We start from the raw sequence: 20,566 nt of genomic DNA on the forward strand, positions 1-20,566 counted from the left end.
AAACGCCCGTCATTCGGTACAATCCGTGGATGTTGTCCGAATTCGACCTAATCTCCCGCTACTTCACCCGCCCGGCACGCAGCAATATTGCGCAGATTGCCCTCGGCGTTGGTGACGACTGCGCATTGCTGACACCCGCTGCCGGCACCCAGATCGCCATTTCCACCGATATGCTGGTGGAAGGACGGCATTTTTTCCCCGACGCCGAACCGTTCACGCTGGGCCACAAGTGCCTGGCAGTCAACCTGTCCGACCTGGCGGCGATGGGCGCGCGGCCGCTGGCCTTTACCTTGGCGCTGGCGCTGCCAGCCGCCCGCGAAGATTGGCTGGCGCCGTTTTCCGCTGGTTTGCTGGCCTTGGCCGATGAGCATCATTGCGAACTGATCGGCGGCGACACCACCAAAGGCCCACTGAATATCTGCATCACCGTCTTCGGCGAAACCTTGCCGGGCCAGGCATTGCGCCGCGATGCTGCGCAAGCGGGCGACGATATCTGGGTTTCCGGCACGCTGGGTGACGCGCGGCTGGCGCTGGCGGGTTACCGCAACGAACTGAGCGATCAACTGGTAATGGATGCCGATCAGCATGCGCTGGCGGCAACGCGCATGCACCAGCCGACGCCGCGCGTCTCGCTGGGCATTGCGCTGCGCGGGATCGCGCGGGCGGCAATCGACATTTCCGACGGTTTGATCGGCGACCTCGGCCATATCCTGGCGCGCTCTGGCGTCGGCGCCACGCTGGCGGTCGACAGCTTGCCAGCCGGCCCGATCCTGGCGCAGCAAACCCAGGCGATCCGCCGCCACTTCACATTGGCCGGCGGCGACGACTACGAATTGTGTTTCACCGCTCCCGCCGACCGCCGCGATGCAGTAGTCGCCGCAGGCCAGGCAGCGGCGACCGACGTGACCCGCATCGGCAGCATTGATGCCGCCAGCGGCTTGCGCCTGCACGATGCCGACGGCGCCGCGCTGAACCTGCAACTTACTTCCTTCGACCATTTTCGCTCCACATGACCACACCGGAAAGCAGCACCACTCCTCGCCCAATCAAGGCCACTGGCCGTTTCATGCTGGCGCATCCGGCACACATCATTGCCCAAGGTTTCGGCAGCGGCTTGTCGCCGGTGATGCCGGGTACCTTCGGCACCTTGTTCGCCTGGCTGTCGTATGTGGTGATGACCACGCGCTGGCCGGAAATCTTTACGCCGCTGAATTGGCTGGTGATCATCGCCGCCGGTTTCGTGGTCGGCGTCTGGACTTGCCAGGTCACCGGCCGCCATTTGCGCGCGCCCGATCACGGCAGCATGGTGTGGGATGAAATCATCGCGTTCTGGCTGGTGCTGGTGCTGGTGACGCCGGCCAACATGTCGTCGCAATTCGCGGCGTTCCTGGTGTTCCGTTTTTTCGACATGGTCAAGCCGCCACCGATTTCTTACTTCGACCGCCATCTCAAAGGTGGCTTCGGCGTGATGTGGGATGACATTGTGGCAGCGTTTTATACGCTGCTGGCGCTGGCTTTGTGGCGGGTGATTTAAACGACTGCACCGATTGCATCTGCCCACGACAAGTGGCAGTATGTACTGAACCGGGCAGACAAGAGGAGTTGAGACATGAACACGAGCAACGTGGTTGAAGACAACACCGAACAAATCATCGATCTCGCAGGACAAGTCGGGCGCGCCTTGCAAGCCAAGGGCTGGTTCCTGTCGACGGCGGAATCATGCACCGGCGGCGGCGTGTCGCAAGCCATCACTGAAATCGCCGGCTCATCGGAATGGTTTGATTGCGGCTTCGTAACCTACTCGAACGCCTCCAAGACGGAACTACTGGATATCCCGGAAGCTGAGATCGCCCAGCACGGCACAGTGAGCGAAGAAATCGCCGCGGCGATGGCTGAAGGCGCGCTGGCCAACAGCAATGCCGACGTCACCGTCTCCACCACCGGCATCGCCGGACCGGGCGGCGCGGTTCCCGGCAAACCGGTCGGCACCGTCTGCTTCGGCTGGTCAGCGGGTCATCGCACGCGTACCGAACGGCTTGTATTTTCTGGCGATCGTCGCGCGGTGCGGGAACAGACTGTCATCCACGCCTTGCAAGGGCTGCTGCGCTTCCTGGAATAAATCGGCTTCAATGCGTTGACCGAAGCCGGTCTACATGATTAACCCCGGAAACGATTGATCGCGTCGCGCGTTTCGCGTGCTACGCGTCCTGCTGCCTGGGCAAAATCTTCGCCGGCAGCCTGGTCCGGCTTGGCATACAGGATCGCCCGCGACGAATTGATCATCATGCCTTGGCCGCTGGCGGTCTTGCCGGCGTTCACGGTGGCCTGGATATCGCCGCCCTGAGCGCCGACACCTGGCACCAGCAACGGCATGTCGCCGATGATGCTGCGCACTTGCGCCAGCTCCTGCGGGAAAGTCGCTCCCACCACCAGGCCGCACTGGCCGTTGGTGTTCCATTTTTCAGCTACCAGGCGCGCCACATGCTGATACAGCGGCACGCCGTCGACCGTCAGGAATTGCAGGTCGGAGCCGCCGGCGTTGGAGGTGCGGCACAGTACGATCGCGCCGCGGTCCTTCCACTCCAGGTAGGGTGCGACGGAATCGAAGCCCATGTAAGGACTCACTGTCACCGCATCGGCGCCGTAGCGTTCGAAGGCTTCGCGCGCATACTGCTCAGCGGTTGCGCCGATATCGCCGCGTTTGGCGTCCATCACGATCGGGATGTGCGGGTAATTGGTGCGCAAATATTCACAGATGGCCTCGAGCTGGTCTTCCGCGCGTATTGCCGAAAAATAGGCGATTTGCGGCTTGAAAGAGCAGGCTGTATCGGCAGTCGCATCTATAATTGCCTTACAGAAATCAAAGATGGCATGCGATTTCTGCTGCAGATGTGATGGAAATTTGGCAATATCCGGATCCAGCCCTACGCACAGCAAAGAGTTGTTGGCGCTCCAGGCGGCGGATAATTTTTCGATGAAAGTCACGATGAAGCCTCAATAATGCGAACCCCGCATTGTAATTCCAAATTAGGGCCTGATTGCCCGTCGGCCCAGTATTTAACACTTGAGCGGCTATCAATAGTTTGCTAACGTGCATCACACTTGTTTCTTTTTTCAGGGATCCCGAATGAAAACTTACTTCAAATGGCTGGCCATCGCCCTCCTCGCATCCTTGCTCAGCGCTTGCGGCTACAACGATTTCCAGACCAAGGACGAAGCCGTCAAGGCGGCTTGGGGTGAAGTCGTCAACCAATATCAAGGACGTGCCGACCTGGTGCCGAAAATTGCCCAGATCGTGAAGGCCTACGCCACCCATGAAGAAGCCACCTTCGAAGCGGTGACCAAGGCGCGCTCGGCCGCGACCAGCTTCCAGATTACGCCAGAGGTATTGAACGATCCGGCGGCGTTTGAGAAATTCCAGCAGGTACAAGGGCAGTTGTCATCGGCCCTGTCGCGCCTGATGGCCGTCTCGGAAAATTATCCGCAATTGAAGGCGGATGGCTTGTACCGCGATGCCCAATCGCAGCTGGAAGGCATCGAGAACCGCATCAAGGTGGCACGCAACCGCTACATCGTCGCGGTGCAGGACTACAACGTGCTGGCGCGCAGCTTCCCGACCAACCTGACCGCCATGGCGATGGGTTACAAGGTCAAGCCTTCCTTCACGGTCGATAACGAAAAAGCGATCTCGACATCGCCTGACGTCGATTTCGGCGGCAAAAAATAATGTCCCGTAGCACGACGATGTCTGCTTTGTCGCGCGTGGTGCTGGCCTGCTGGCTGGCACTGCTGGCTGTACTGGCCCTGCCCGCCCTGGCGCAAACCATGGCGCAGCAGGTGCCGGTGCCGCCGTTGCAGTCACATGTCACCGATCTGGTCGGCATGCTGCAGCCGGAGCAGCGCGCTACGCTGGATAACGTGCTGAGCCAGTACGAAGAGCGCACCGGTAGCCAGATTGCGGTCCTGTTGTTGAGCAAGACCGAGCCGGAAGGCATCGAGGATTATGCAGTGCGGGTTGCCGATGCCTGGAAACTGGGCCGCAAGGGCATCGACGACGGTGTCATCCTGCTGGTCGCCAAGGACAATCCGAAAGCGCTGCGGCGCATGATGATCCTGACCGGGCGCGGCGTGCAGGGTTCGCTGACCGATGCGCAATCGAAGCGCATCTTGCAGGACATCATCGCGCCCTACTTCGTCAAGAATGATTATTACGGCGGCTTGACCGCTGGCGTCTCGGCCATCATGCCGCTGCTCGACAGCGAGCATTTTGCCGCACCGACGCGCAAGGCGGCGCAACAACAAGAACCGACATCCGATCTGCTGGGCGCACTGGCGCCGCTGCTGTTCTTCGGTTTCATTATCCTGATCACGGTCATTTCACGCGCACGCGGCGGTGGAGGCGGCGGCAGTGGCAACTCCGGCCGCACGCTCAACAGCAATGTCTGGGGCAACGCGGCTGGCGTCATCATCGGCAGCATCTTGAGCCAGGGCGGACGTGGCGGCGGCGGTGGTTTTGGTGGCGGTGGCGGAGGATTCGGCGGCGGTGGCGGTTTTTCCGGTGGCGGCGGTGGATTTGATGGCGGCGGCGCCTCGGGGGATTGGTAATGGCATCGACTCTACAACGCTTCTGGCGCCACCTGCTGACAACCAGGCGCAGCGCACAGCGCGCCTTCCCGGCGGCGACGCTGAAGGCGATCCAGCACAAGATTGCCGAAGGCGAAATCACGCACCGGGCCGAGGTCAAGATGATCGTCGAAGGCTCGCTGACCCTGCCGGCAGTGCTGAACGGCGTCACGTCGCGCAACCGCGCACATGAACTGTTCGCTCACTATCGCATTTGGGATACCGAAGAAAACGTCGGCGTGCTGCTGTATGTGAACCTGGCCGATCACAAAGTCGAAATCGTGGTCGATCGCGCAGTCGGCCGCGCCATCAAGAGCGCCGAATGGCAAGCTGTGTGCAAAACCATGACCAAGGAATTCGCCAGCGGCACCTTCCATGACAGCACCCTGGCAGCGCTGGAACAGATGAACGGCTACCTCACCCAGCATTTCCCCGACCAAGGCCGGAAAAAGAACGAGCTGTCCGACAAGCCGCTGGTCCTGTAATCCCCACCAATTAAATCGACTCTGACCCCAATTAATTAATTGGGGTCAGAGTCGATTTATTTCCGGCGCAGTTCAGTCACGCAGCTTAGCCGTTCTCATATACCCACTGCAGCAACCCATCCTGCGCCGCCTGTCCTTTGGCTGCGTTGGGGTCGTTGATCAGGCACACCACTGCGTAATATTTTCCCGAAGCTGCCAGCACGTAGCCGGCAATCGCCCGCACGTCGTTCAGGGTGCCGGTCTTGACGTGGGCCTGTCCGGCTACGCCTTGGTCTTTCAGGCGCTTGCGCATGGTGCCGTCGTAGCCGACCAGCGGCATTGAGGAGACGAATTCCGGCATGGTCGGCGACTGGAAGGCGGAGGTCATCATGCGACCCATGGTCTTGGCCGAGACGCGCTCGTTGCGCGACAGGCCGGAGCCGTTCTCGATCACCAGGCCAGTGGCGTCGATGCCCTTGTTGGCCAGCCAGCTCTGGATTGCCCGCGCGCCGCGCTCCGGCGTCGCCGGCACTTTGAGGATATCGGCGGCGATGGTCAGCAGCACCTGGCGCGCCATGACGTTGTTGCTGTATTTGTTGATGTCGCGGATTACTTCCGGCAAGGTGACCGAACTCCATTCGGTGACCAGCCGCGCGGTCGGCGGCACCACGCCGTTCTTGACGCTGCCGCTGAAGCTGCCGCCGAGGTCGGTCCACATCTGGCGGAATACCGCGCCGAAGTATTGGGTCGAACTCATCTTGTAGGGATTGACGTACCAGGTCTTCTCGCCGCAGGAGGCTGGCAGCGCGCCGTTGAAGCTGGCGCCGTCGGCATCCACCGAGGCTTGCAGCTTGCCTTGCCAATCGTCGCAGCCGCCCTTGCCGAGCCTTGGCGCGGCGACGGCGTAGCCGCTCATCGGCGGATCGATGACGACGCTGACCTGGCGCTTGTCCTGGTCCGGCATGAACTGGAACGTCAGCGTCTTGTAGTTCAGCAGCAAGGCGTCAGGACCGACGTTGTATGGCTTCATCGGATCGCCGTCGAATTCGGACGGATCGTAGGCATTCTGGTCAAACGTGCTGCGGTCCAGCAGCACATTGCCGCGGATGTCGCGGATGCCCTTGGCGCGGATCTGGCGCAGGAACAGCCAGAAATTTTCCAGCACCAACTTGGGATCGCCGTTGCCCTTGAAAATCAGGTCGCCCTGCAAGGTGTTGCCGACCTGGTTGCCATCGGCGTAAGCCTGGGTTTTCCAGCGATAGGTCGGCCCCAGCAACTCCAGTGCCGCATCGGTGGTGAGCAGCTTCATGGTGGAAGCCGGATTGAACGGCACGTTGGCATTGGAGGAGGCCAACACGCGACCAGTGCCGTCGACTTCCTGCACGTACACGCCGACGCTTTGGGCAGAGATGCCGGCCTGCTGCAAAGCGTTGCTGAACGGCGCCGGCAATGAAGGCGATGCATCCTGGGCCTGGGCATTGACCAGCGACAGAGAAGACAAGAGGGCAAGACTGAACGCGTGGATTTTTTTCAAGTGAGCACCGGTGAAAAAGAAATGTTGCGAGGGATTATCCCACGCGATCACGCGATGCAAGGATTGAAGATGGCGATGAGGCCAGAAACAGTATAGGAAACAGTACGGGAATAGTCAGCTCTATGTCCGCTGCACAAAAAAAGGAACCCCCAGCATGCCGGCCGGTATCCCGCCCGTACATGCCGCTGTTGCTGCTGCGCTGCCGCTCAGAGCAGCGCCGGGATCGATTCCAGGATAATCAGGGCCAGCAAGGCGCCGCACACGGCGCCAATGGCGCGCAAACCGCCCCGCGCGACCCGTGATGCCACCGGCACCTCACCACACAAAATCAACCCTGCAATGGCCATCGGCACGAAGAACAGCAGGTTCTGCATAATCAAGTGGACCACGATTGTCTCCTTATGGATTGCAGAAAACGTATTCGGCGCGTTTGCAACAATCTCGGTAACTTGCCATTTCAGTATAGGTTTTTGATGCTGGAAAACAAGTACAAATAATCGAATGGCAACGAAAAACGTGACTAATAAGACAACTGGAAAGTCGAACCAAAAAAGCTGTTGCTGTCCTGCACAATACTTCTTGACCGCCATCCATGGCGCGGCTACTATCCACCAGTCTAAATTTTATGGAGTCCCTTTAATGGGCACTTGTTCGAGTGACAGTTGTTGCCAGACCCGTTCTGGCGCCGCCTCGGCAAGATAACGCAGGACTTCCCCTGCCGTCATCTCGCCATAGGCGAATGATGGTATCCCCCAGTGCTCGGCGTCCGTTTTTCGACGTTCGTTTGCGAGTACTTCGTGTTCCACCACCTGATCTTGTTATACCAAGTTGCGCGGCCGCCTCGTTTGTTGTGCCTGCCGCCGGCTTGGCGAAACCTGTTCCGATTGCAGCTTTGCAGCTGCGGCGGGGCTAGTCGAATAGTGCGCCGTTGCCAGGACTCTTGATATTGTCATCAAGATGTCACCGATCGACTTTACAGTCTGGGCCGCACTGGACGTTTTTTACTTTTGCGAAGAGCTTGTCATCCATATGGATCGGCAGTCGTTAACATAAAGTTAAAAAGCGATAAAGTGAAAACCGCGCAGATGTACCCTGATCGACGACAGCCGACCGCATTGCATGAAAAAAGAAGAATTCCATGAATCTGAATATTCTCAAAGAAACCTTCGTTAGCTTTGTTCACACGCATGGCATGGATCGCCACTTCCGTCGGCTTGCTCCCGACATGTTCCGCAGCACGCCAGTTACCAAGGAAGTGCCGCATACACTGGCGGAAACCTTGTCAACCGCAGCCCGCGTTGACATCAATGAACTGTTCAAGACGTTACACAGCCGCGCCGACGGCCTGACCGAGGCAGAAGCCGACGATATCCGCGCCACCGCGGGGCCGAATGAGGTCGAGCACGAAAAGCCGATCTCCAAGTGGGTCCATTTGTGGCAGTGCTACAAAAACCCGTTCAACCTGCTGCTGACGGTGCTGGCCACCGTGTCTTACCTGACGGAAGACATGAAAGCCACCATCGTCATCGGTTCGATGGTGGTGCTGTCGACCTTGATGCGCTTCATCCAGGAGTCGCGCTCCAACACCGCCGCCGACAAGCTCAAGGCGATGGTCAGCAATACCGCCACCGTGCTGCGTCACGACCTGGCCGAAGACATTGCCGAAGAAGCCTTGCGCTACTTCGACGTGACCCTGCATCCGAAGGGCGCGCGTCGCATCGAATTACCGATCAAGAAACTAGTGCCGGGCGATATCGTCCAGCTGTCCGCCGGCGACATGATCCCGGCCGACCTGCGCTTGCTGACCGCCAAGGATCTGTTCATCAGCCAGGCGGCCATGACCGGCGAATCGCTGCCGGTGGAAAAATTCGTGGTCCATCGCGGCGCCGCCACCAGCAACCCGCTGGAACTCGATAACCTGTGCTTCATGGGCACCAACGTGGTCAGTGGATCGGCTACAGCGATCGTCGTCACGACCGGCAACCGCACCTACTTCGGCGCACTGGCCGAACGCGTCACCGCCTCTGACCGTACACCGACGGCTTTCCAGTCCGGCGTCAACAAGGTCAGCTGGCTGCTGATCCGCTTCATGATGGTGATGACGCCGGTGGTGTTCCTGCTGAACGGCTACACCAAAGGCGACTGGGTTGAAGCGTTCCTGTTCGCGATGTCGATTGCGGTCGGCCTGACGCCGGAAATGCTGCCGATGATCGTCACCTCAACCTTGGCCAAAGGCGCCGTCGCCCTGTCGCGCAAGAAGGTCATCGTCAAGCGTCTCGATGCGATCCAGAACTTCGGCGCGATGGACGTACTGTGCACCGACAAGACCGGCACCCTGACCCAGGACAAGATTTTCCTGGAGCGCCACACCAACATCCTCGGCGAGCAGGACGACCTGGTGCTGGAATACGCCTACCTCAACAGCCATTACCAAACCGGCCTGAAGAACCTGCTCGACGTCGCCGTACTGGAACACGCCGAACTGCAGCGTGAAATGGCGTTGGCGTCGGCTTACCGCAAGGTCGATGAAATCCCGTTCGACTTCCAGCGCCGCCGCATGTCGGTGGTGGTCAGCGAACGCGAAGACCATCACGAGTTGATCTGCAAAGGCGCGGTTGAAGAAATCGTCTCGGTTTGTACCCACGCCCGCCACAACGGCGAGGTGGTGCCGTTCACCAAGGAACTGCTGCAAGAAATCTACGAAACCACATCCAGCCTGAATGCCGAAGGCTTGCGCGTGGTAGCGGTAGCGGCCAAGGATCTGCCACCGACCAAGGAAGTATATGGCGTCGCCGATGAAAGCGACCTGGTGCTGATCGGCTACATCGCCTTCCTCGATCCACCGAAGGAATCGACCAAACCGGCGCTCGACGCACTGAAGGCGCACGGCATTACGGTCAAGATCCTGACCGGCGACAACGAACTGGTGACGGCCAAAATCTGCCGCCAGGTCGGCCTCGTCGTCGACGGCATGTTGCTCGGCAACGACGTCGAAAAAATGAGCGATGCCGACCTCGCGGTTGCAGTCGACACCACCACCGTATTCGCCAAGCTCAGCCCGACCCACAAGGAACGCATCGTGCGCGTGCTGCACGACAAGGGCCACGTAGTCGGCTTCATGGGCGACGGCATCAACGATGCGCCGGCGCTGCGCGCTGCCGATATCGGCATCTCGGTCGATACCGCAGTCGATATCGCCAAGGAAGCCGCCGACATCATCCTGCTGGAAAAGAGCCTGATGGTGCTGGAAGAAGGTGTGCTGGAAGGCCGCAAGACCTTCGCCAATATGCTGAAGTACATCAAGATGACCGCCAGCTCGAACTTCGGCAACGTGTTCTCGGTACTGGTGGCCAGCGCGTTCCTGCCGTTCCTGCCGATGCTGCCGCTGCATCTGCTGGTGCAAAACCTGCTGTACGATATCTCGCAAATCACGATTCCTTTCGATAACGTCGACAAGGAATTCCTGGAAAAACCGCAGCGCTGGAACGCCGGCGAAATCGGCCGCTTCATGGTGTTCTTCGGTCCGATCAGCTCGATTTTCGACATCACCACCTTCGCCCTGATGTGGTACGTCTTCGGCGCCAATACGCCGGAACATCAAACCCTGTTCCAGTCCGGCTGGTTCATCGAAGGCTTGCTGTCGCAAACCCTGATCGTGCACATGATCCGCACCCGCAAGATTCCATTCTTCCAGAGCCGCGCGTCGTGGGCGTTGATGAGCATGACCATCATCATCATGCTGGTCGGGATCCTGCTGCCGATGTCGCCGCTGGCGCATTACTTCAAGCTGCAAGCTTTGCCGCTGACTTACTTCCCATGGTTGCTGTTGATCCTGGTGGCGTACGCGGTGCTGACGCAGGCGATGAAGGGCTGGTATGCACGTCGCTACGGCTGGCAGTAACAGCCGGGGCGAATCGACACGGCGGGAGTGAACATCTGAACCGGCACTTCCGCCGGCACAACAAAAAAGCCAATCGATCGATTGGCTTTTTTTACGTCTATCCAGTCACCTGCCTGATATTCAACTGACCAGACCAGCTGCGATATTGATCGACAAACCGAGGATTGCCGAGTTGAACAGGAAGGTCAGCACCGATTGCATCAGGACGATCTTGCGCATCGGCCGCGTCATGATGCTGACGTCGGAGGTCTGTACTGCAACGGCCATGGTGAACGAGAAATACAAAAAGTCCCAGTAATCGGGATTCTTCTCGTCGTCAGGAAAACGCAGCGGCAGTTTGTCGATTGCGCAGGCATAGAACAGACGCGCATAGTGCAGCGCAAAGATGGTGCCGAGCAGGAACCACGAGCCAAGCACGGTCATGCCAGTGAACAGGTAGCGCAATTCTTTTGGTCCCGGCAGAAAATCCTTCGCTTGCGTCAATCCAAGCACCACGGCGCCGATGCTGGAGACCGCCGCGATGCAGATCAGGATCAGGATCGTGGTGTCGTTCTCATCCTCGATAGCAGCGCGCAGTTTAACCTGGGCAGAGTTGGCCCGGGTCATCATCCACCAGAGCATGGCCAGGTAGGACCATACGCCGGCATTCCAGCCCACCAGCGCGCGGGTCAGTTGGGAGCCGATAGGAAGAGTCACCCAGGCTACAACGCCAATCGCCAGCGCGATCACCAAACGCGGGTGGGTGTGGAAAATCAGGCGGCTTATGTTCATGATGCGGATGTCCTTGGGTGAATGCGAAATCGATTGCTGCACGACGGACGGGAAATCCTCGCGCCGCTTTTTAAATCGACAGCATATTGCAACTATGGACTTTCGTGTTGCGCGATGACGTTGAGACCAATGACAGGATGATGAACAGTGCCGAACCGTAGCCCCCTGTTCTCGCAAATAAAAAATGCCGTTCAGTCTTCACTGAACGGCATTACAACAAAGCGTGCTTGTAACTAGGACGGCTTCAACTCGGGCGCTACCGGATGGGCGGCCGCAGCATGCTTCTTCCTGAACTTCTTCGATGTCCATACAAGCAAGTCATCGACATAGGTGAACACGACTGGAATCACCAGCAAACTCAGGAAAGTCGAGGTTACCAGACCGCCGATCACGGCAATCGCCATCGGCCCGCGGAAGCTGCTGTCGGCTCCCCAGCCAATCGCGATCGGCATCATGCCGGCGCCCATCGCAATGGTGGTCATGACGATCGGCTGGGCACGCTTGTGGCAGGCATCCATCAAGGCATCGAAACGGTTCAGGCCGTGATCGCGGCGAGCGACGATGGCGTATTCGACCAGCAGGATCGAATTCTTCACCGCAATGCCCATCAGCATCAGCAGACCGATCAATGACGGCATCGAGAACGAATTGTGCGTTATCAGCAAGGCCGCGAACGCGCCGCCGATCGACAACGGCAGCGCCGCCAGGATCGTCACCGGTTGCAGGAAGCCCTTGAACAGGAGCACCAGCACCATGTACACGCACAATACGCCAGTCAACATTGCCATGCCAAAGCCGGTGAACAGGTCCTTCATCACTTCCGCATCGCCCAGCTCGCCGCGCTTGACGTTGGGCGGCAGGTTCTTCAGGTTCGGCAACTGGTTCACCTTGGCCAGCACTTCACCCAGTTCATGGCCGTTCAGCTCCACATGGATGATGACGCGACGATTGCGGTCGATGCGGTCGATGCGCGCCGGGCCGCTGTCGAAACGGATATCCGCGACCGAATTCAATGGCACGTTGCCCTTCTTCCCAGGCACTGACAAACGCTCCAGCACGCTGATATCCTGACGCGCAGATTCCGGCAGCCGCACCCGGATCGGCACCTGGCGTTCCGGCAGGTTCAGCTTGGCAAGCGATTGGTCGTAATCGCCGGCGGTGGCCACGCGCAGGGTTTCGCCGATTGCCGAAGCTGTCACGCCGAGGTCGGCGGCTTTGGCGAAGTTCGGTGTCACGATGATCTCCGGCCGCACCAGACTGATGCTGGAGATGATATTGCCAAGTCCGGGTATGGTACGGATTTCACGCTCGATCGCTTTAGTCGCCGCGGTCAATGCTTGTGGATCGTCGCCCGACAGCAGCAGCTGCAATTCCTCGCCATTGCCGCCAGCGCCGATCGTCACGCGCACGCCAGGCAATGTCGCCAGCGTCGCGCGCAGTTCCGTATCCACCTCGGTCTGACTGCGCTTGCGTTCTGGACGGTCTTTCAGCAAGACGGTCAATTTTGAACGCCGCGCTTCGTCGCCGCCGATGGCGCTGTAGACCCGATCAACGTCCTTGTTTTGCATGATCAAGCGCCGCGCCTCCTCGGAGCTCGCCTTGGTATCGGCGAGCACGCTGCCTGGCGGCAGTTCCAGCGAAACCTGGGTCTGGCCGCGATCGCTTGGCGGAATGAAACCGGTCGGCAGGAATGGAATCATGGCCAGCGAACCGGCAAAAAAGACGGCTGCCATTACTGTAGTTTTGACGCGATGGTGCAAGCACCATGAGGCAATCGCCAGATAGCGGTTCATCAGGCGGCTGTCTTTTTCCGGACGGACGATAGGCTTCAGCAGATAAGCTGCCATCATCGGCGTCAGCAAGCGCGCGACCACCAACGATGCCGTCACGGCAATGGCCGCAGTCCAGCCGAACTGTTTGAAATATTTACCGACGATGCCACTCATGAACGCGGTAGGCAGGAACACCGCTACCAACGTAAATGTCGTGGCGACCACCGCCAGACCGATTTCATCCGCCGCTTCCAGCGCCGCCTGATAGGGAGTTTTTCCCATCCGCAGATGGCGCACGATGTTTTCGATTTCGACAATCGCATCGTCGACCAGGATACCGACCACCAACGCCAGCGACAGCAAGGTGACGCCATTGAGCGAGAAGCCGAGGAAGTTCATCACTAGGAAGGTCGGGATGATGGATAGCGGCAGCGCAGCAGCAGCCACCAGCGTAGCGCGCCAGTCGCGCAGGAACACCCAGACCACCAGCACCGCCAGCAACGCCCCTTCGTACAGCAGCGACATCGAACCTTCGTAATTCTCCTGCACTGCATCGACGTTGTTGAACGCTTCTTCGATCTTGACGTGCTTCTCTTTTTCCGTCAGTTGGACGATAGCCTTGCGCACCGCCTTGGACACCGTAATTTCACTGGCGCCCTTGCTACGCGTGATTTCAAAACCGACCACCGGCTTGCCGTCGAGCAGTGTGATCGCGGTGCGTTCACCGATGCCGTCGGTCACCTTGGCGACCTGATCCAGGCGGATGATGTGCCCATCCGGCAAAGCCATTTGCAATGCGGCGATTTCCGCTACGTTGCCGACGGTCCCAATGGTACGCACCGATTGGCGAGCGCCGCTGATGTCGGCTTTGCCGCCCGGCGACTCCTGCTGCACGCGCTGCAGCTGGCGCGAAATATCGGCCGCCGAGACATTCAGTGCCGCCATGCGCACCGGATCCAGCTCGACCAACGCTTCGCGGCTGACGCCGCCGACACGGGCTATCCGCCCGACGCCGGGAACCGACAACAGCGCTTTGGACACCGTGTTGTCGACAAACCAGGACAAGGCTTCTTCATCGAGTTGATCCGATTTGACCGTATAGGTGAGGATAGGCTGACCCGAGGTGCTGGCCTTGGAATAGACCGGATCGCGCACATCCACCGGCAAATCGCTGCGGATGCGATTGACCGCATCGTGCACGTCGTCCATCGCCTCCTGCAAATCCTTTTCCAGGCGGAATTCGATGGTGGTATCGACCACGCCATCATTGATGGTGGTGTAGATGTGGCGGATATCGGTAATGGTGGCGACCGAATTTTCGATCTTGCGGGCGACCTCGGTTTCCAGCTGCGACGGCGAGGCGCCGGGCAAGCTGGTGGTCACCGTGATGAACGGAAATTCGATGTCGGGAGAGTCCTGTACCAACATGCTTTTGAAGCTCATCAGGCCCATGACGGTGAGCATGATGAACAGCAGGATGGCCGGAACCGGATGCTTGATCGAGAGGGCGGAAAAATTCATGGCCGGTCCTCGCTTATTTCATTGCCAGCGGCGCGGCATTTGCAGCGGCCGGCTTGGCTACCGGTTTGGCGTCAGGCGCGGATACCGGCGTCACCGTTGCAGCTGGCACCACGCTCACCGTATCGCCATCGGCCAGGAAGCCGGCTCCCTGCGACACCAGCGTCATGTCCTTGGTAATGCTGTTGGCGCCGCCGGTGACTTCGATGCGGTCGCCGACACGGCGCCCCAGGGTGATCTTGGTTTGCGTAACCTTGTCATCCTTGCCCAACTGGTAAACGTAGCTGAAGCCGTCGCGCATGACCACTGCGCTCTGCGGCAAGGTCAGCGCCTCAGCGTGCCCCAGCACAAACTCGCCAGTGCCAAACATGCCGGCATGGGCGTTGCCCGGCGCCGGCAGGTCGACATAGACCAGTGCATTACGTGTTACCGGATCGGCCGTCGGCGCAATCATGCGGACCTTGCCATCTACGGTGACACCGTTGGTGATATGCAGTTTGACCGCCTGGCCCGGCTTGATCTGCAACAGGTCGGTGGCATTCACCTCGGCGCGCCACTCAAGGCGATTCTGACGAATCAAGCGGAACAACTCCTGCCCTTGCGACGCTACCGCACCCACCGTTGCCGTGCGCGACGAAATCACGCCGTCGTCGGGCGCCACCACCTGTGTCTGACGCAAGCGGATCTCTTGCATGTCCAGGCTGGCCTGGGCCGACATCAGGCGCGCCTTGGTGCTGCGTTCGGCGATCTCGTATTGCGTGGTCTGCTGCGCACTCAACGCGCCGCTGTTGGCCAAGGTATGGGCGCGTTCGGCATTCGATTGCGCCTCTGCCAAGGCCGCTCTTGCTTCCTCCACTGCGGCTTTCTGCTGCGCCACTTGCGCGGCGACGCTTTCGTTGGTGAAGCGCGCCAGCACCTGGCCGCGCTTGACGACGTCACCGACATTGACGCGCACTTCCGCCAGTTGAATCCCGCCCAACTCGCTGCCGACGATGGCTTCCTGCCAGGCGGCGACGCTGCCATTGGCCGTGAACGACATCGGCCAGTCTGCGCTTTGCGGCTTGGTGGTGGTGACCGTCAGCGAGGCCCTGGGTTTGGCGTCAGCGGCGCTCTTGTCCGTGGTCTTGGCGTGATTCGCCGTCATGGCCCACAATCCGACCGCGCCCAACACAACGACGACGCCGACCGATGCTGCCTGTTTTAAAGATGGCTTTTTCATGAAAGTATTCTTTGCTTGTCTGGTATTAGGAACGATCGGATTGGGATGCCGCTGCCGGCACTGCGGATAGCTTGGCATCTTGCTGCCAGCCTCCGCCTAATGCCTTGTACAGTGCGATCCAGGCATTGACGTGATCGCGCTGCACACTGATCACGGTTTGCTGGGCCGCCAGGAAAGTACGGCGTGCATCTTCCAGTTCAAACAGGCTGCCTCCACCGGCCTTGAACTTGTCGTCATTGGCGCGATAGTAGCTCTCATAATCGCGCGATGCCGCAGCCGCATCGGCCTCGCGCCGCGCCGCCGCATCCAGGCGCACCAGCGCCTCTTCAATTTCGCGCACTGCGCTGCGCACCTGCAGCTGATAACCGGCATACGCTTCGTCGTAGCGCGCTTGCGCCAGGTCGACCGCGGCACGGCGGCGGCCGCCATCGAACAGCGGCAGGCTGATGGATGGACCGAACGACCAAGTGTTGGAACGGCTGTTCTGGCCGTCGAAGCGCAAGCCGCCGACACCGATGCTGCCCATCAGCGAAATCTTTGGATAGCGGTCAGCCTGGGCGACATTGATGTCAGCACTGGCGGCGGCCAGGGTACGCTCGGCCATTGCGATATCGGGACGCTGCGAGATGGTCTGCGCCGGGATGCCGTCGACCGTGATGCTATGCGGCTGCGGCAGGCGATCACTGGCGCTGAGCTTGGCGCGCAGGGCCGGTTCCGGGATATCGGTCAAGGCCACCAGCGCTTTGACGTCGAGGTCGCATTCGGCGCGCTGTACGATCAGCTTCTGCCGCGCATCGGCGGTCGAGCCGTTGATCAAGGCGCCATCGGCCGGTGCGGTAAATCCGGCCTTGATCTTGAGTGCGGTCAGCTGGGCGGTCTGTTCGCGCGAGCTCAGGTCCTGCGCCAGCATCGCTGCGGTCGCTTCGCAAGCACGGTAATTGACCAGGGTGCTGCCGACTTCGGCCGCCAGCGAAACCCGGGTGCCGTACCAATCGGCATTGCTGGCCGCCAGGCGTGCATCAGCGGCGTCGATTGCCTTGCGTTTGCCGCCGAACAGATCGAGTTCCCAGCTGGCGTCGAACGTCGCGCTGTTGCTGGTGGCGACGTAGGCGGTTTCACCGCTGAACGATCTGCTGCGAATGCTGCTGGCATTGGCTGCCAGCGACGGGTACAGGGCGCTGCCGGACGAAGCGGCGTTGGCGCGAGCCTGCGCAATGCGCGCCAGGGCCTGCGCCAGGGTTGGATTGCCAGCCTCCACGGCGGCCACCAGTTCGCCGACCAGAGGATCGTCGAATTGCGACCACCAGCGCGTCAGGTCCGTCGTGCCGCCATCCGCCGCCGGTGTCGGCAGCTTGGTCTGGAATTCGGGCAAAACAGCTTTCGATGACACTGCCGGCGTAGGTACCTGGTAGGTAGGCCCAACGACGCAACCGGCGATCGCGGACAGCAGGGGTACGCTGCCGAGAATCTGAAGTAAACGCATCTTTCTCCCTTACTTAGTTTTTGAAGCTCCCAGATGGGATTGGTTATTGGTTTTATGCTCTTGGACTGCGCATGACTCGATCTCTGCCCCCACTACCTGAATTTTCCCGGAAAAGTGAGTGTCGCCACTGTAGAGTGGAAAATTGCCGCTTGGTACGTGATTGCGACGATATGCAGGATTTGTGGGACAAATTGACAAAAACGAGGGCCGGAATGCAGGAGATTGCGCCAGATCGACTTCCTCGAAAAATTTATAAAATACTAATTTATGGCTATGACTTCCCGCTGAAACCAGAAAATTTCCCGACGGCAATCATAACGTGCTTCGCCTCTGTTTCGTAAGTATTTACCTGAGCAAATCAACGAAAGATTAGCAAACCTGGCAATCGGTTAGTGTGTTTTTTTGTTCGTTTGCTTTAAGTGTGGATTTTGCAGCTAGCCGGAAGGCGGAGCGCACGACGAGAAGCTGAAGAAGAGCGAATGGCCAAGTAGCCTACATGTCGGTATCAAGCTGGAAAGGGAGACTTGTTTCGGCGTTTGGGCGCACAGTCCGGCCGCAAATCAGAGGTTGATTCTGGTCAATCCGCACATCGCGCCGCCGGCGTGGTCAACACTACCCTGTCACCGCCGGCAAGACGGTTTCAATAGCATTCGGTTTCTTGCAAGACCAGACCTAACAGCGGATTAATCACGGCGACCAGGCGCCCGGCGTTGGACAGGCGGATCCAGTACCCCGTGATTTGCCCTTCATCGATGCCCGGGTTTTCCCGCACGGTTTTTTCGAGCGCGTGCAGCCAGGCAACCTGGCTTCCAATCCCCGGATGGAGCGTCATCAGCGTTGCAATGGCCGATAACCTGGCATCTCCGTCCTGCTCTTGCATGGCAACCGCTACTGCTTGCATGTGACCCCTCTTTCCAGCCGAGTCATCGGCAGGCATTGCGTGCTTGAATGCTTTCCTTGAACGTATTCTCGATGCCACCGGTCGGGTCGGCGATTCGGCCAAGATGATTTCCTGCCTGGTTGATCAACATAAAGGCGCTGTCGTTGCCCAACTGCTCGTTGCTGACACCTATCAAGGCAACGCCCATGACTTTGTAGCCGCTGATTGCGCCGACGCCGCGATCGGCACGCAGGAACTGGATCGCATTGCGGGTCGTCTGCGCGTGGTAATACTGAACACCGCCGAACACAACCATGGTGAGCACCATCGGCCGCGGCGGCGGTCCGCAAAAATTGAATTCATTGATTATTTTTGCCAGTTCCGCGGACGACGAATGCAATCCGGCCGATTGCGCCAGTATCGTCCCCCGCAGATCCAGCACCAGCCCATGAGTCAGCCCGGCACCGACCAACTCTTCGACAAATTTCTGCCAATCCGTTGCCATACAAACCTCCTGAACAAAAAGGATGGGTGACGACTACGTGTGAAGCATTGGGTTATTTTTACTGGACTGGATTGCCAAGCTGCCTGGCACAGTCGTAATTGGCCAGTATAGGAGATGCCGAAAAGAAATATAAATTCCTTTTGGAAATATCAGACATAGAGAAAGTGCATAACACTTTGTACACAAAATCTCCGGGTGCGCGATTGATGTCCTTATCTGGCTAATCACCCTTCCGGACGATCAATGAATCAAGCCGCCACCCGCTCCGCCAAGCCATCCTTCATGCGCGCTTTGGCAAAGGCGCCCGGCGAGCATCCGAGCCTCTGCCGGAACACTCGGCCAAAATAAGCCGGCTCACTAAAGCCGGAGCGATAGCCGATTTCTGCAACGGTCAAAGAAGAAAAATGACTATCGGTCAACATCCGTATCGCGGCAGTCATGCGCAATTCTCGCAACGCATCGAGAAAAGTCGATCCTTGTCGCGCACGCGAAAAGCGCCGATGGACTTCTCTCACCGAAATTCCAAAATGTTGCGCAATATGCGTGGCCGATATTTCCGGGTCCATGTAGTGTTCCGCTAGCCAGTTATGCATGCGCGCAAACAAATCGGCTTTATTGTGGCTGGAAATGTGGGCGTCCGCCGGGAGTGCGGGGCCGCTCTCCTGCAAAGCAAATGCATAGATGGACAGCACGTGCTCAAACATCTGCAAGTGCTGCCCAGGGGCCGTTGCAGCAATGACTTCCGGCTTTAAGTGATTCAAATAGGAAGACAAGACGGCTGCCCATCCTTTGTCGCCTGGCAGCACCCGCGCGCCGTGCCCGTGCGGCTCAGGCCTCCAGAGGCGAACGACGGCATCAGGAATCGACAAACAAGTAAAATTCGCATCCGGCACCTTGACCACCATATCCTGCGTGGTACTGAACAAGACCAGATCGCGGGCGCCAAAATGCGTTTCCTGATGTCCTTGCTGAAGCACGCCATTGCCGCTGTGCCTCATCACGACGACCTGATACGAATGGCCCGTCGCCTCAGCTGCGTGCTGGCACGTCCCGTGTACGACAACCGGGCTGGCGCCTTGCGAAAACAGGCAAGCCACGCCTCCCAACTGGAACGTGCTGGCGCGTGCATCGAAATGCTCACGCTCACTACTATCCAGTTCAACCGGATTCAATACTCTGGAAACTATCCCCGCCCAACGTTCAAAGCGTGGCATTTCCGATACAAGGTCAACGCTGTAGGAAGAAGACAGGACTGTATTCATTCACAACCTCGCAGTTTTCCGTTGTTGGTTGCTCCCCTGATATCGCCAAGGACATACGTTGACTATGTCGGCTTTGTGCCATGCGTGTGTCGATAGGAGATTTGAGACAAACAATAATAAATCTGGCCGGCAATTGTCAACAAATATTACTTTCAATCAACCAAATATCATTACGGCAATAAAATCGCTCATCACCTTGCCTGCGCATCGCAATTTGTCCACATACCGGGTTGAGCGCACAGCCCGCTCGCCTCAACCTTCCGTCTCAGTCAATCTTGCGACTGCATTGCGGCCAATCCGCGAATCGTCACAAAAATTCATACAATTGGCGCGAATTTACTATTCCCGGATTCTTTTTTCATATCTGCAAAATTCTGTTCGGCAATAGTATTTCCACAAGCAATCCGCTATTCAATTGTGCAGTGATCCAAGTTAACACTTCCATTCGCTGCTGGCTGTCGCCGTCGATTGAACTGTGCGATGTGCGGATAACGTTGCCGGCCTTGCCTGAAGCAATCCGGGCTTGGCGAAGGCAAGTACTCCCGGTCTGCTCATTCGCAGCCTGACGGATGACATCGACAATTTTCATGGAGGTACTTCCATACCCGCCTTCGCGACGCCGAATCGCGCTGGC

Annotated in this window: 18 protein-coding genes; 7 read left to right on the forward strand and 11 right to left on the reverse strand. The window is 58.8% G+C overall.

Translation table 11 applies throughout. The features are described from left to right. Positions 1-29: 29 nt before the first annotated feature. The 3 genes from thiL (at position 30) to ACIPF8_RS20125 (ending at position 2,119) form a co-directional block, all read left to right on the forward strand. Positions 30-1,013: a thiamine-phosphate kinase gene (thiL, locus tag ACIPF8_RS20115; protein WP_400424390.1), complete on the forward strand. Its 984-nt coding sequence runs from the start codon at positions 30-32 to the stop codon at positions 1,011-1,013. Then, a complete protein-coding gene (locus ACIPF8_RS20120; RefSeq protein ID WP_400424393.1) occupies positions 1,010-1,534 on the forward strand; it encodes a phosphatidylglycerophosphatase A in 525 nt (174 codons plus the stop codon). The genes thiL and ACIPF8_RS20120 overlap by 4 nt, the downstream gene beginning before the upstream one ends. 75 nt (positions 1,535-1,609) lie before the next feature. Beyond that, positions 1,610-2,119: a CinA family protein gene (locus tag ACIPF8_RS20125; protein WP_400424396.1), complete on the forward strand. Its 510-nt coding sequence runs from the start codon at positions 1,610-1,612 to the stop codon at positions 2,117-2,119. A gap of 38 nt (positions 2,120-2,157) precedes the next feature. Here the strand turns inward: ACIPF8_RS20125 and pyrF are convergent, their stop codons facing one another. After that, positions 2,158-2,985, reverse strand: a complete 828-nt coding sequence (pyrF, locus tag ACIPF8_RS20130) for an orotidine-5'-phosphate decarboxylase (RefSeq protein ID WP_400424399.1) — start codon at positions 2,983-2,985, stop codon at positions 2,158-2,160. A 142-nt stretch (positions 2,986-3,127) separates the two neighbouring features. Here pyrF and ACIPF8_RS20135 point away from each other — a divergent pair, with 142 nt between their 5' ends. From ACIPF8_RS20135 to ACIPF8_RS20145, 3 genes are read left to right on the forward strand one after another with little or no spacing between them, the layout of a single operon-like run. Next, complete coding sequence (locus ACIPF8_RS20135; RefSeq protein WP_400424402.1) at positions 3,128-3,727, forward strand: LemA family protein; 600 nt, start codon at positions 3,128-3,130, stop codon at positions 3,725-3,727. Continuing rightward, positions 3,727-4,605 (forward strand): TPM domain-containing protein, encoded by an 879-nt coding sequence (locus ACIPF8_RS20140; protein WP_400424404.1) that lies wholly within the window; start codon positions 3,727-3,729, stop codon positions 4,603-4,605. The genes ACIPF8_RS20135 and ACIPF8_RS20140 overlap by 1 nt, the downstream gene beginning before the upstream one ends. Continuing rightward, positions 4,605-5,108 carry a TPM domain-containing protein gene (locus tag ACIPF8_RS20145; protein ID WP_400424407.1) on the forward strand — a complete coding sequence of 168 codons (504 nt, stop codon included), beginning with the start codon at positions 4,605-4,607 and terminating at the stop codon, positions 5,106-5,108. The genes ACIPF8_RS20140 and ACIPF8_RS20145 overlap by 1 nt, the downstream gene beginning before the upstream one ends. A gap of 85 nt (positions 5,109-5,193) precedes the next feature. Here ACIPF8_RS20145 and dacB read toward each other — a convergent pair whose 3' ends face one another. Next, complete coding sequence (gene dacB / locus ACIPF8_RS20150; protein WP_400424409.1) at positions 5,194-6,621, reverse strand: D-alanyl-D-alanine carboxypeptidase/D-alanyl-D-alanine-endopeptidase; 1,428 nt, start codon at positions 6,619-6,621, stop codon at positions 5,194-5,196. Between the two features lie 206 nt (positions 6,622-6,827). Then, positions 6,828-7,211 carry a hypothetical protein gene (locus ACIPF8_RS20155; RefSeq protein WP_400424412.1) on the reverse strand — a complete coding sequence of 128 codons (384 nt, stop codon included), beginning with the start codon at positions 7,209-7,211 and terminating at the stop codon, positions 6,828-6,830. 548 nt (positions 7,212-7,759) lie between these two features. On the opposite strand from ACIPF8_RS20155, the gene mgtA reads away from it, so the two are divergent. Beyond that, positions 7,760-10,522, forward strand: a complete 2,763-nt coding sequence (gene mgtA, locus ACIPF8_RS20160; protein WP_400424415.1) for a magnesium-translocating P-type ATPase — start codon at positions 7,760-7,762, stop codon at positions 10,520-10,522. A 120-nt stretch (positions 10,523-10,642) separates the two neighbouring features. Here the strand turns inward: mgtA and ACIPF8_RS20165 are convergent, their stop codons facing one another. The 8 genes from ACIPF8_RS20165 to ACIPF8_RS20200 all read right to left on the reverse strand — a co-directional run bounded on the left by ACIPF8_RS20165 (position 10,643) and on the right by ACIPF8_RS20200 (position 20,521). Next, positions 10,643-11,293 (reverse strand): DUF1345 domain-containing protein, encoded by a 651-nt coding sequence (locus ACIPF8_RS20165; protein ID WP_400424418.1) that lies wholly within the window; start codon positions 11,291-11,293, stop codon positions 10,643-10,645. 233 nt (positions 11,294-11,526) lie between these two features. Beyond that, complete coding sequence (locus ACIPF8_RS20170; RefSeq protein ID WP_400424421.1) at positions 11,527-14,586, reverse strand: efflux RND transporter permease subunit; 3,060 nt, start codon at positions 14,584-14,586, stop codon at positions 11,527-11,529. A gap of 13 nt (positions 14,587-14,599) precedes the next feature. Further along, positions 14,600-15,802, reverse strand: a complete 1,203-nt coding sequence (locus ACIPF8_RS20175; RefSeq protein ID WP_400424424.1) for an efflux RND transporter periplasmic adaptor subunit — start codon at positions 15,800-15,802, stop codon at positions 14,600-14,602. A gap of 25 nt (positions 15,803-15,827) precedes the next feature. After that, positions 15,828-17,285, reverse strand: coding sequence for an efflux transporter outer membrane subunit (locus ACIPF8_RS20180; RefSeq protein WP_400424426.1), 1,458 nt, complete (start codon positions 17,283-17,285; stop codon positions 15,828-15,830). A 640-nt stretch (positions 17,286-17,925) separates the two neighbouring features. Then, on the reverse strand, positions 17,926-18,186 hold the full coding sequence (locus ACIPF8_RS20185; protein WP_400424428.1) for a hypothetical protein: 261 nt from the start codon (positions 18,184-18,186) through the stop codon (positions 17,926-17,928). Between the two features lie 22 nt (positions 18,187-18,208). Continuing rightward, positions 18,209-18,670 (reverse strand): profilin family protein, encoded by a 462-nt coding sequence (locus ACIPF8_RS20190; protein ID WP_400424431.1) that lies wholly within the window; start codon positions 18,668-18,670, stop codon positions 18,209-18,211. A gap of 248 nt (positions 18,671-18,918) precedes the next feature. Further along, entirely contained in the window at positions 18,919-19,932 is a 1,014-nt protein-coding gene (locus tag ACIPF8_RS20195) for an AraC family transcriptional regulator (RefSeq protein WP_400424434.1), read from the reverse strand. A gap of 358 nt (positions 19,933-20,290) precedes the next feature. Continuing rightward, on the reverse strand, positions 20,291-20,521 hold the full coding sequence (locus ACIPF8_RS20200) for a hypothetical protein (RefSeq protein WP_400424437.1): 231 nt from the start codon (positions 20,519-20,521) through the stop codon (positions 20,291-20,293). Between the last annotated feature and the right edge of the window lie 45 nt (positions 20,522-20,566).

It is taken from the genome of Collimonas sp. NPDC087041 (assembly GCF_044745265.1).
In the GTDB taxonomy this organism is placed as follows: domain Bacteria; phylum Pseudomonadota; class Gammaproteobacteria; order Burkholderiales; family Burkholderiaceae_D; genus Collimonas.